The sequence below is a fragment of the Exiguobacterium undae DSM 14481 genome, from assembly GCF_000620805.1.
Lineage (GTDB): Bacteria > Bacillota > Bacilli > Exiguobacteriales > Exiguobacteriaceae > Exiguobacterium_A > Exiguobacterium_A undae.
Genome location: NZ_KK211187.1, coordinates 1,378,065 through 1,390,265 on the forward strand (window position 1 = coordinate 1,378,065; position 12,201 = coordinate 1,390,265).

General features: G+C 48.3%; 11 protein-coding genes. 9 read left to right on the forward strand and 2 right to left on the reverse strand.

Features of this window, described 5'->3' with window-relative positions; genetic code table 11:
• Positions 1-6 precede the first annotated feature (6 nt).
• From dinG to nth, 7 genes are all read left to right on the forward strand, one after another.
• Entirely contained in the window at positions 7-2,820 is a 2,814-nt protein-coding gene (gene dinG, locus P397_RS0107620; RefSeq protein WP_028106067.1) for an ATP-dependent DNA helicase DinG, read from the forward strand.
• A 62-nt stretch (positions 2,821-2,882) separates the two neighbouring features.
• Positions 2,883-3,053 (forward strand): YpmA family protein, encoded by a 171-nt coding sequence (locus tag P397_RS17770; RefSeq protein WP_064506551.1) that lies wholly within the window; start codon positions 2,883-2,885, stop codon positions 3,051-3,053.
• A complete protein-coding gene (locus tag P397_RS0107630) occupies positions 3,050-3,517 on the forward strand; it encodes a hypothetical protein (protein ID WP_028106068.1) in 468 nt (155 codons plus the stop codon). Before P397_RS17770 ends, P397_RS0107630 begins: the two co-directional genes overlap by 4 nt.
• A gap of 16 nt (positions 3,518-3,533) precedes the next feature.
• Complete coding sequence (locus P397_RS0107635) at positions 3,534-4,715, forward strand: pyridoxal phosphate-dependent aminotransferase (protein WP_028106069.1); 1,182 nt, start codon at positions 3,534-3,536, stop codon at positions 4,713-4,715.
• 29 nt (positions 4,716-4,744) lie between these two features.
• Positions 4,745-6,034, forward strand: a complete 1,290-nt coding sequence (gene asnS, locus P397_RS0107640; protein WP_119923378.1) for an asparagine--tRNA ligase — start codon at positions 4,745-4,747, stop codon at positions 6,032-6,034.
• Between the two features lie 71 nt (positions 6,035-6,105).
• The gene (locus P397_RS0107645) at positions 6,106-6,684 is read left to right on the forward strand and encodes a DnaD domain-containing protein (RefSeq protein ID WP_026832725.1); all 579 of its coding nucleotides are present in this window, start codon (positions 6,106-6,108) and stop codon (positions 6,682-6,684) included.
• 5 nt (positions 6,685-6,689) lie between these two features.
• Positions 6,690-7,358, forward strand: a complete 669-nt coding sequence (gene nth / locus P397_RS0107650; protein WP_028106071.1) for an endonuclease III — start codon at positions 6,690-6,692, stop codon at positions 7,356-7,358.
• A gap of 45 nt (positions 7,359-7,403) precedes the next feature.
• On the opposite strand, the gene P397_RS0107655 is transcribed toward nth, so the two are convergent.
• Both P397_RS0107655 and P397_RS0107660 read right to left on the reverse strand, forming a co-directional pair.
• Positions 7,404-8,312, reverse strand: a complete 909-nt coding sequence (locus tag P397_RS0107655; RefSeq protein WP_026832727.1) for a DUF3800 domain-containing protein — start codon at positions 8,310-8,312, stop codon at positions 7,404-7,406.
• Positions 8,313-8,425: 113 nt separating this feature from the next.
• On the reverse strand, positions 8,426-8,719 hold the full coding sequence (locus P397_RS0107660; RefSeq protein ID WP_026832728.1) for a DUF1798 family protein: 294 nt from the start codon (positions 8,717-8,719) through the stop codon (positions 8,426-8,428).
• 74 nt (positions 8,720-8,793) lie between these two features.
• On the opposite strand from P397_RS0107660, the gene recU reads away from it, so the two are divergent.
• Positions 8,794-9,408: a Holliday junction resolvase RecU gene (gene recU / locus P397_RS0107665; RefSeq protein ID WP_028106072.1), complete on the forward strand. Its 615-nt coding sequence runs from the start codon at positions 8,794-8,796 to the stop codon at positions 9,406-9,408.
• A gap of 33 nt (positions 9,409-9,441) precedes the next feature.
• A complete protein-coding gene (locus P397_RS0107670; RefSeq protein ID WP_028106073.1) occupies positions 9,442-12,096 on the forward strand; it encodes a transglycosylase domain-containing protein in 2,655 nt (884 codons plus the stop codon).
• The last annotated feature ends 105 nt before the right edge of the window (positions 12,097-12,201 follow it).

The following is a 12,201-nucleotide window of genomic DNA, read 5'->3' on the forward strand; positions in this document are numbered from 1 at the left end:
TAAGTCGTGGAAAAGAAGTTTGTTGTAGTGGATCTAGAAACGACCGGACATTCGATTAAATCCGGCGATGAAATGATTGAAATCGGAATGGCGGTCATCGAAGAGGGACGGATTACCGAGCGTTTATCGGCTTTTGTCCGACCACAAAAACCGATTCCGCCGTTTATTTCTCAATTAACCGGGATTACGGACGAAGATGTCGCAGAGGCTGAGACATTTGATGTCATTGCCCCACGTGTTCTTCAATTGCTTGATGGAGGCGTCTTCGTCGCCCACAACGTCCAGTTTGATTTGACCTTCTTGAACGAAGCCTTGGAAGAAGAAGGGTATCTGCCTTATACCGGTCCTGTCATCGATACGGTCGAGTTGGCACGAATTTTGTTACCGACAGCTGAGAGTCATTCCTTGTCGCACCTGACAGACTTGTTGGAGCTGACGCACCATGAAGCACACCGGGCGGGGAGTGATGCCGAGGCGACAGCCGAACTGTTGCTTCATCTTCTGGCACGGTTGGAGGATCTGCCGCTGGATACGTTGCGGCATTTACGCCGCTTAGCGGGAAAACTCTTCAGTGCGATCGAACAAGAGATTGAACAGGCGATTCAAACCGTTGGACTGGAAGCCGATGAGCGGTTCGACAGTTTCCGGAAAATCGCTTTGAAAAAACGGCTTGAACCAACCGAACAGACCGCAGCATCCCAACTGGAGCCGTTCAGCCCGTTTGTTGATCGTCTCAACGAGTCGGTATTCCCCAAGCTGTTTCCCGGATATGAAGCACGGACCGGGCAACTGGAGATGATGCGGCACGTCTATCAATCACTCGACCAGGAAACACCATTGCTCGTCGAAGCAGGAACCGGAACAGGGAAATCGCTCGGTTATTTGGTGCCGGCTGCTCATTATGCGATTGAACACGAGACACCGATCATCGTCAGTACACATACGATTCAGTTGCAGGAACAATTATTTGCGCGGGATTTGCCGCTCTTACGCCAATTGTTTGACGCACCGGTCGAGATTACATTATTAAAGGGTCGCAGCAACTATATGGATTTACGGAAATTCGAGTTTTTCCTCAGTGAGACGGAAGAGCCGTATAACTTTACGTTAGCGAAAGCGATCTTGCTCGTCTGGTTGACCCAGACGGAGACAGGGGATCTGGAAGAAGTCAGTTTACCGGGAGGAGCGGCCCAAGGGAACATTGCCATCAAACAGCTGATTCAGTCGGACAGCCAATCGCAACTGGGACGATTTGATCCGTGGTACAGCCGTGATTTTTTCCATCATGCCGTCCGCAGAGCAAAGGATGCGACCATCATCGTGACGAATCATGCGTTGTTGTTCAGTGATATTCAGTACGAGGCCGGCGTCTTGCCTAAAGGCTGTCCGTTGATTTTGGACGAGGCCCATCAAATCGAAGAGGTGGCGAGCCATCATTTCGGATTAGTTTTTGACGGTCACTCTTTTGACCGGATCTTCAGACAACTGGGGTTTTCGTCCGATAAAAAATTATTGACGCGTCTGGTCAGTCTGTCGGATCAATTTGATTTGACGGAATTGGTCGAAGCGCACAGCGAAACGATCGACGAGACATTAACGGAGTTGTTGGAAGAAGCCGACGGTCTGTTGACGATCATTCAAGCGTACGGGCTGGAGCTCGCTTCCCGGAAAGAACGGCGGGAAGGGCGTGTCACGGTCCGCTTCAAACGACTTGATCAGTCGATGCGGGCAGTGCAGGAGAGCGCGAAACGTGTGGAACTGGTTTTACGGCGGCTCCGCCAGGCGATCCGGGCCATTCATAAATTGTTCCATGATCAACGGGAACATATGAGTTACCGGGAACGGTCCGTCGTCGCGGATTTAAAGACGGTGATCGGACAGTTGGAAGATGTTGAGCAAGCGATTTTTGAAACGATGCTTGCCCCGCATGACGAAACCGTTTCCTGGATTGAAACGACCGTCAAAAACCGTAAATTGACGCGGATTTACACGCAACCGATCGATATTTCCGACCGTCTCCACCGGGAAGTCTTCTCGAAGCGGACGTGTATCCTGACATCAGCGACGTTAACGGTCTCGAATAAGTTCCAGTTCATCGAAAAACGACTCGGTTTGTCGGAACTTGAGACACGGCGGTTCATCGTCCCGTCTCCGTTTGGATACGCGGAAAAAGTCCGGCTGATGATTCCGACGGACTTGCCGTTGTTGCAAGATGTCCCGCAAGCGACGTATTCTGAAGTCATCGCAGATGCCATCATTCGGATTGCGGAAGTGACGGAAGGACGGATGTTGGTGCTGTTCACCTCAAACGAGATGTTACGGCAAACGCATGATGCGACAAAAGCCGCGTTACCGGACCGGTTTACGTTATTGTCACAAGGCATTACCCAAGGATCCCGGCAACGTCTGATGAAACAATTCAAACAGCTCGATGCCTGTCTTCTGTTCGGGACGGCGAGTTTCTGGGAAGGGGTCGATGTACCGGGTGACGATTTGAGTTGCCTTGTCATCGTTCGTCTGCCGTTCGCCCCACCCGACCAACCGATCGTCCAGGCCCGTTCGGAACAGATTGAGCAACAAGGAAAATCATCCTTTTTTGAATACAGTTTACCGCAAGCAATCATTCGCTTTAAGCAAGGATTCGGACGTTTGATTCGGACGACAAACGACCGGGGTGTCGTGTTCGTCTTTGATCGGCGGATTGAAACGACCCGCTACGGAAAACGGTTTGTGTCGAGTTTACCAAGTGTGCCAGTTTTAGCGAAACCGTTGGATGAACTGACAGCCGAACTGGAATTGTTCTTAAATGATACGGATTGAGTCTATCCAGATAAGCATTATCGCATTATAATAGATGTAGAAAAATGAGGGAGGACAATAAGATGGATTCGAAAATCGAGACGCTAGCAACAGTCAAGGTCAATCGCCATGATGATACGTACAAGATTGTAGATGTATTGAATCGCACGTTAAAAACAGAGGATTTGATGTTTGGTCTGGCACTGGACGAAAAAGATAAGGAGCAGATGGTCTTTACCATCTACCGCACATGAATTGGAAGATCGTCCTCGGTCTTGTCGGCTTCATCCTTCTCGTCACGTTAATCGGTACAGGGATTTATCAATTTACGGTGGCGGAAGCCAAAGACCGTGAACAAACAGTTGTCCAGGAAGCGGAAACACGTTTGAAAAAAGAGATCGCACCCGACGAAATCAAGTTTGAACATGTATTCAACGGTGAAACCCAATACAGTGTCTTTACGATTCAGCAAGACGGAGAAGCCTTGCGGGCATTCGTTCCGAAAAAAGGAAAAATCGAAACGAGACGGGTGGCGGATGGGATGAAGATTGCAGACGTCATCCAAAAAGCCGGTAACCCAGCAAACATCGTCTCGGCCAAATACGGGTTCGACCAACGGGCATTGATTGAAATCGTCACCAAAACGAAGTCAGGATACGACTATTCGTATTACACCTATCAAGAAGGATCGTTCCTGAAACGATTACGGATCAATTAAAAAAGGAGTGTGCGAGATGTTATCAAAACGTGTACAACAATTGACACCGTCAACGACATTGGCGATTACAGCAAAAGCAAAAGCCTTACGGGAAGAAGGACAAGACATCATCGGTTTAGGGGCTGGAGAGCCGGACTTCAATACACCGGAATTCATCATCCAAGCAGCGTTTGCGGCGGCTGAAGCCGGAGATACAAAATACACGCCGTCCGGCGGAACCGTTGCCTTGAAAGATGCCATCATTGAAAAAACGCGTCGCGACCTTTGGTTATCGTACGACCGTTCGGAAGTGATGGTTGCGTCAGGAGCAAAACATGCCTTATCGACGTTATTCCAAGCGATTCTCGATCCGGGTGACGAAGTGATTGTCCCGGCACCTTACTGGGTCAGTTATCCGGAACAAATTAAATTAAGCGACGGTGTTCCTGTCATTTTAGAAACGACGGAACAGTCACGGTTCAAAGTGACACGCGAGTTGCTCGAGCAACACATTACACCCAAAACAAAAGCGCTCATCTTGAACTCTCCGTCTAACCCGACCGGAATGGTCTATACGAAGGAAGAACTCGAGATGGTGGCAGATGTGGCGATGGCGCATAATCTGCTTGTGATCAGTGATGAGATTTACGAAAAGCTGCTTTACAATGGTGTCACGCATCTATCGATTGCGACGTTACCGAATATGCGCGAACGGACAATCATCGTCAATGGGGTGTCGAAATCCCATGCGATGACAGGATGGCGGATTGGTTATGCGATTGGACCAAAAGACATCATCAGTGCGATGACGAACCTTGCGAGCCATTCGACATCAAATCCGACATCGATTGCCCAGGCAGCGTCTGTTGCCGCCTACGCCGAAGGAGACGCTCCGGTCGAGGCGATGCGGGTCGTGTTCGAAGAACGCTTGGAGCAGATTTATGATCGGTTGATTCAAATTCCCGGTTTAACGTGTCTGAAGCCGGAAGGTGCTTTTTATCTGTTCCCGCATGCATTGCGGGCAGCCGAAATGTGCGGTTTCTCAAACGTTGACGACTGGTGTACCGCTGTCTTGTCGGAAGCGAAAGTCGCCTTGATTCCAGGGTCCGGCTTTGGCGCACCAGAATATGTCCGGTTATCATATGCGACAGACCCGAAACGGGTGCTGGAAGCATTAGACCGGATCGAAGGATTTATCACGGCGCATACGGCCGTTTAATAGAGAGAGGATGTTGACTTTTGAAAGCAATGATTCGTGATGTAGAAAAGCACGTCGGAGAAGAAATCACGATCGGATGTTGGTTAGCAAACAAACGATCGAGCGGTAAAATCGCGTTTCTTCAATTACGTGATGGTTCCGGCTTCATGCAGGGAGTCGTCGTGAAGGAAACGGTTGGCGAAGAGTTATTTAAGACCGCTAAAGGATTAACACAAGAGTCTTCGATGTGGGTGACAGGGGTCATCAAATCAGATGGGGGACGGACAGCGATTGGTCATGAGATGGAAATCACGGCAATTGAAGTGATTCATGAAGCGATCGATTATCCGATCACACCAAAAGCACACGGAACGGACTTCCTGATGGATAACCGTCATCTTTGGTTGCGTTCAAAACGCCAACATGCCGTCATGGTCGTTCGAAACGAACTGATCCGTGCCACATACGAATTCTTTAACCAAGAAGGATTCATCAAAGTCGACCCGCCAATCCTGACAGGAAGCGCACCGGAAGGAACAACGGAATTGTTCCATACGAAATACTTTGATGAAGATGCGTACTTGTCACAATCAGGCCAGTTATACATGGAAGCGGCTGCGATGGCGCTTGGAAAAGTCTTCTCGTTTGGTCCGACCTTCCGTGCTGAAAAATCAAAAACGCGCCGTCACCTCATCGAATTTTGGATGATGGAGCCGGAAATGGCGTTTTATGATCACGAAATGAACCTGGAAGTCCAAGAAAACTACGTCTCGCATCTCGTCCAGTCGGCACTGACAAACTGTCGTGCTGAACTGGAGTTGTTGGAACGGGACTTGACAGTCTTGGAAAACATCAAAGCGCCGTTCCCACGCGTCACGTATACAGAAGCAATCGCGATGTTGAAAGAACAAGGTTTTGACGACATTGAATTCGGAGACGATTTTGGTGCGCCGCATGAGACGGCAATCGCCAACACGTTTGCGCGTCCGGTCTTCATCACGCATTGGCCAAAAGACATCAAACCGTTTTACATGAAAGAAGACCCGGAAAACCCGGGATTCGTCTTATGTGACGATTTGATTGCTCCTGAAGGATATGGTGAAATCGTTGGTGGTTCACAACGCGAGGAAGATTTCGAGAAGTTACGTGCCGGCATGAAAGCACATGATTTAGATGAGACGGGTGCCTATAAGTGGTATCTGGAAACACGTAAGTATGGATCGGTCCCACACAGTGGTTTTGGTCTTGGACTCGAACGGACAGTGGCCTGGATTACAGGTGTCGAACATGTACGTGAGACGATTCCATTCCCACGTCTGTTGAACCGTTTGTATCCGTAATAGTGATTAAAATCGACCCATCCCTCGGACGGGTCGATTTCTTGCTTATCATAAAGAATCGAGGAAGAGCCATGGATCATAATTTAATTCAGCTCTTTGAGGAAGGAACGGTTGTGCTTCCCAAACGGCTGTTTACGGAAGCAAAACGCCTCGGCATCAGTTTCGTTGAATTTACATTGATTGGACAACTGTTTGCTTGTCGCGCTGAAGGCATGGAAATGCCTTCGCCGGAAGAGTTAAGTAATCGGCTTGGATTATCCGAGACGGAAACCATCGAGACGACGCTGGGTCTCTTGCAAAAAGGATTGCTGGCGATGGAGAACATCGGAGGATCAGAACGGTATTCATTGGTTCCGTTATATGAAAAACTGATGGCGCCACCTGAACAAGAAGCACCGAACTTTGATACGATCAATCCGTCCGTTTTCCAACACTTTGAGCGAGAACTGGGGATGATGTCACCGTTTCAGATGGAGCAAATCATCCAGTGGTTGACGATTGAGAACATTGCGGAAGAACTTGTTCTCGCGGCCTTGCGGGAAGCGGTCTACCATAACGTCCGGAAGATGACGTATATCAATCAAATTCTGCGGACATGGGAACGCGAAGGGATTAAAACACTGGAAGACTTAGCGACGAGAGGGAGCTGACGGGGATGTTACGCAAAGCAGAGATTGAACGAATTGAATCGACCCTGGAGGAGATGTTTCCGGAAGCTTTCTGCGAACTGGTTCATCAAAATCCGTTTGAGCTTGTCGTTGCGGTTGCCTTAAGTGCGCAGGCGACAGACGTTTTAGTCAACAAAGTGACACCGGATTTGTTTGCTGCATTTCCGACACCCGAACGATTAGCCGTTGCACCAGTCGAAGAAATTGAAGCAAAAATCAAACGGCTTGGTCTGTATCGCAATAAAGCGAAAAACATCAAAGCATTGGCCGGACAGCTGCTTGCGTTACACGATGGTGAAGTACCGACCGACCGGGCGGGGCTTGAAGCGCTACCGGGCGTCGGGCGGAAAACGGCGAACGTCGTGTTGTCTGTTGCGTTTGACGTGCCGGCATTCGCCGTCGATACACATGTCGAACGGGTCTCGAAACGACTGGGTATCTGCCGCTGGAAGGACAATGTCACCCAAGTCGAACAGACATTGATGAAACGGTTTAAACGGGAAAGATGGTCGAAATTACACCACCAATTTATTTTTTTCGGCCGCTATCACTGTAAAGCACAACGTCCAAATTGCTTGGAGTGTCCCTTGCTGGATATGTGCCGTGATGGAAAAAAACGGACAAAAGGACTGGTTCCGCCTCTTGAGAGCGAATAACAAAAAGCGTCCCGCAATTCACTGCGGGACGCTTTTAGGTGTGGATCATCCGTTCCAGGGCGTATCGGACCATTCACGCCGTTTTTTCGTAATCGGGACTTTTTTGAAACCCCAGTTCCGGAAATCTTGATCGGGACTGTCCCGACGAATGTAAATCTTGTTTTTAATCGCTTTAAAAATTCGGTTTTCGTCCCCGTAATGGACAAACCGTGGTTTTACCTCAATGACTCCACGACGGACGCGGGAGAGGGGGAGGCAGACAAGATCGGCAATCTCAAGACCGGATTGGTAGAGATCGCTGTCTTTTTCAGCAAAAATGAAACCTTTGATCTTTTGACGGCTCTTCTCCACGTCGAGATGCACCGTTCCGGAATTAAAAATATCGAAAAATGCTTTTTGAATCAGCAGGTTTTGATAATCATCCCGACTTTCAAGGACGACCCGGGCACTCGTCGCTTCCGTTTCTTCTAAAAACGCGTAAAATGATTTCATCAGATGGGCAAAAGCGACGACATAAGGATCTTTTGGCGTTGAGTAAAATTCTTGCAACTTTTGTTTATCGACTTCGACGCTGACGATCGTACAGTCGATATCGACCAAGAAGTCCGGCAAGGCGACCCAGAAATGACGCAACATGTCGATTGTGATACCATCTTCTTTTCCGTAAGGATGCTCTGCTTTTAAAATTTCTTTGAGATGAAGCGGGATGTGCGGATCTTCAAATACCGACGACTTGAATTCCATCAATCGTTTACGCAACGGACTTGGTTCCCCCGTTTCATCCGAATCGATGGCGTACTTGTATTCCATTAAAACACCCGTCAAATTAAACTGTGTGTTCCCTTTTGGCGTTCCAGTCTCGTCGACGAACATGACGTACTTTTTTGCCGTTGGATTCGACGCCCGAGGAATCAATTTTGATTCGTGGCGCGAATTTGATTTTGATGTGGCCAATCCTACTCCTCCTCGCACGGTTCGGCAGGAACAGTCCAAGCTGTCTGCTACCCTAACTCATTGTTTACGACAAGTGTAACAAAATTTCCTGCTCAGAAACAGAATTCATCGGATTATTGCATCAGCTGGTCGATATAACGAACCGATTTGATGGTCTCATTAAATCGTTTTAGGCTGGTTTTGGGTTGAAACGCTTGAACGGAAAGTTGTTTCAGTTGATCGACGGCACTTTCGACCATCGCCGGACGTAAATACGGACTGTTCTGTGCATTTTGCTGCCAGGCTTCAATCAGGATGTCTGCTTGCTCCACGAAGGGAATGACGTCTTTTTGAAAGTCGTATTCGTGACCATTCCGACCTGCTTGATAAATACGTTCGATATCTTGAAGTAACGGTTCTATTGTCATTTGTTTTTAACTACTCCTCTCGGCCGATACGATACAATCACATATCATGGTACAATAAACGCGTTAGGAGGGGAATCCTTTTGAATTACCCGAATGGTAAAAAATTTCAAAAACCGGTTGAACCGCATGGTATTGCCATCCAAAGTGCACGTTCAACAGGTTCGACATTCTCGAACCGGGGAATGAAGCTCGAAAAACTCATTAATGAAAGCAATATGTTTTATCTGACCCATAATCGGGCAATCATTCACAAGAAACCGACCCCCCTTCAAATCGTCCAAGTCGATTATCCGAAACGGTCTGCTGCCGTCGTCAAGGAAGCCTATTTCAAGCAACCGTCGACCACCGACTACAACGGCGTATACCGTGGAAAATATATCGATTTTGAAGCGAAGGAAACCAATCATAAAACGTCTTTTCCCCTGAAGAACTTTCATCCGCACCAAATTGAACATATGCGTCAATGTGTGGCACATGGAGGAATTTGTTTTGTCATCATTCGATTCAGTATGTATAATGTGCAATATGTGTTGTCTGTCGAGCATTTGTTCCCCTGGTGGGAGCAATTGGAAACCGGAAGAAAGTCGATTCCGTTGGCAGACATCGAACACCACGGGATCAAATTAGAGACAGGTGCGTTTCCTGCGATTGATTATTTACCAGCAGTGGACGAGTTATATTTCACTTGAGAAACTTTACAGATTGAAGGAGAAGGATAGCATATGGAAAGAAGTCGTGTCGCGCGTCGTGAAGAAACGAAGACGTCAGCCAAACAAACGAACCGGACAAAACGTCCGAAAAAGAAAAAGACAGGCGGAGCCGGTGGAAAAGGACCGCTTTGGAAAAAGTTATTACTCGTCGCCACCGGATTATTTATCGTCATGATGTTAGCGGGTGGCGGATTTGCCGCGTATGCGATTGCCACAGCACCGGAGCTCGATGAATCAAAGCTTCGGGATGCCCTTCCGTTGAAAATTTACGCGAGCAACAAAGAAGAGATTAAAAAAGGCGGAACGAGTCGAGAATATGTATCGATCAAAGAAGTCCCGGATGTCGTCAAAGACGCATTCATCGCGATCGAGGATCGACGTTTTTATCAACATAACGGGATTGACTTCCGTCGACTAGGCGGCGCCATCATTGCCAACATTACAGACGGTTTTGGATCAGAAGGTGCTTCGACCATCACGCAACAGGTCATCAAGCAGTCTTTCTTGAGTTCAGATAAAACCATCACCCGTAAAGTACAGGAACAATGGTTGGCGATCCGTTTAGAACGGGATTATACAAAAGAACAGATTCTTGAAATGTACTTGAACAAAAACTATTACGGTCAAGAATCGTACGGGATTCAAACGGCCTCAAAAGCGTACTTCAACAAACCCGTTGATAAACTGAACTATGCGGAAGGTGCGATGCTTGCGGGTCTGCCCCAGCGTCCGTCTGCCTACGATCCGATCAACGGTGACCCGAAGTTGACGAAAGGACGCCAAACACAGGTCCTCGATGCGATGCTGACGACCGGCGTCATCACACAGAAACAACGTGATCAAGGCGTCGAACAACCAATTTCGAAATTGATTGATCCGGCACCAAAATCGACGGATGATGCCGCATACGACAGTGTCATCTTCGACATGGTCTCGCAAGAATTGGAAGATGTGTTTGGTCTTGAAGGAAAAGACATCTACGGTCAAGGATTAAAAATCTACACATCGATTGATAAACCGATGCATGATTACATGAACGAAGCAATCAAAAAAGACCAAGTTGTTCAGTTACCGGATTATGCGGAGGCTGCTGCGACTGCTGTTAATACACAAACAGGTGAGATTCTAGGGATCGTAGATGGTAAAAATCCCGGGACAGGCACGTCGCGCCGTAACTTTGCCAAAGAACCGCATCAACCTGGATCATCGGCAAAACCATTTTTCGCATATGGACCAGCGATTGAAAATGAGAAGTGGTCAACGGCGAAAATGTTGACGGACCAAGAAACCGAAGTCAACGGGAAAAACATCGGGAACTACTACGATGGATACCGGGGAACAAACACGATTCGGAACTGGCTCAAAATTTCAGCCAATACACCGGCAATTCAAACGTACCAACAAATCGGAGACGATGCGGTGGAGAGTTTCGCTGCTAAATCCGGATTGAGCTTAAAAGAGGATGAATCGATTTCACCGGCATATGCGATCGGTGGGATGAAACACGGATTCAATACGACTCAGATGGCGTCCGCCTACGCCACACTCGGTAACGGCGGAGATTATATCAAACCGCACATCATCAAGACGATTGAATACAGTGACGGCTCAAAAATCAAATCACCCGTCAAACCAAAAAAAGCAATGGAAGATTATACGGCATACATGTTAACGGACATGTTGCGTGATGTCTTAAAACCAGGTGGAACCTTCCCAAGCGCTGCGCTTGCGTTTGACGCCGCCGGTAAAACCGGAACGACGAATGCTTATAAAGATGTTTGGTTCGCCGGTTATACGTCGGATGTCTCGATCAGTGTTTGGACCGGAACAACTAAATCCGGCAACAACAATGAGTTAGGATTAAGTGGACCAACCAACAGTACGATGGCTCAAAACATTTGGAAAGATTTCGTCACGAAAACACGTGATCGGACGCCGGCACCTTTCGAACAACCAAGTTCGGTTCTCAGCATCGGTGATGAACTGTATGTCAAAGGAACAAAAGAACCGGTTGTCGAAAAAAAGGCCGTACCAGCTCCGACTGGCTTACAAGCATCTTACAATGAAGAATCGGAGTCTGGTGAATTGACTTGGAGTTACAATGATTCAGCATTACGGACAAACGGCTACGACAGTGTGTCATTTGAAGTATCGATGACGGATCCCGACGGACAGCAGTCGGTTCTTGGTACAAGTTCAACGAATCGAATCGGCATCAGCGGACTGGATCCGGGACGGACGACGTTTACCGTCGTCGCTAAAGCATCCGGCGAGCAGTCCGGACCGGTCTCGACGACAGTGACAGTTGCTGAAGTCGAAACGGAAGAGCCGACAGAGGACGAACCAACGACGGACGAACCGGCAACGGACGAACCGGCAACGGACGAACCAACGACGGACGAACCGACGACGGATGAACCGACGACGGACGAACCGACGACGGATGAACCGACGACGGATGAACCGACGACGGACGAACCGACGACGGATGAACCGACGACGGACGAACCGGCAACGGATGAACCGGCAACGGATGAACCAACGACGGACGAGCCGGCTGATGATGAAAACAGTGGAGCATCCACGCAATCAGAAAACAATCGTCCGGCAAATGGAAATCAAGGTCGGGGCAATGATAATGCACCGGCACCGGAAGAAACCGAATAAGCAATTGAATATTGACAGGTCAAATGACCCGTTAAGATGAACAAGACCGAAGAAGCGAATGAGTTTCTTCGGTCTTGCTTCTTTTTTTTTGTATAATGGGAAAGA

What these genes read in the sequence shown, in the direction of transcription:
- P397_RS17770 (WP_064506551.1), top strand. Translation starts at nt 2,883, where the DNA reads ATGGATTCGAAAATCGAGACGCTAGCAACAGTCAAGGTCAATCGCCAT.
- P397_RS0107630 (WP_028106068.1), top strand. Translation starts at nt 3,050, where the DNA reads ATGAATTGGAAGATCGTCCTCGGTCTTGTCGGCTTCATCCTTCTCGTC.
- P397_RS0107635 (WP_028106069.1), top strand. Translation starts at nt 3,534, where the DNA reads ATGTTATCAAAACGTGTACAACAATTGACACCGTCAACGACATTGGCG.
- asnS (WP_119923378.1), top strand. Translation starts at nt 4,745, where the DNA reads ATGATTCGTGATGTAGAAAAGCACGTCGGAGAAGAAATCACGATCGGA.
- P397_RS0107645 (WP_026832725.1), top strand. Translation starts at nt 6,106, where the DNA reads ATGGATCATAATTTAATTCAGCTCTTTGAGGAAGGAACGGTTGTGCTT.
- nth (WP_028106071.1), top strand. Translation starts at nt 6,690, where the DNA reads ATGTTACGCAAAGCAGAGATTGAACGAATTGAATCGACCCTGGAGGAG.
- P397_RS0107660 (WP_026832728.1), bottom strand. Translation starts at nt 8,719, where the DNA reads ATGACAATAGAACCGTTACTTCAAGATATCGAACGTATTTATCAAGCA.
- P397_RS0107670 (WP_028106073.1), top strand. Translation starts at nt 9,442, where the DNA reads ATGGAAAGAAGTCGTGTCGCGCGTCGTGAAGAAACGAAGACGTCAGCC.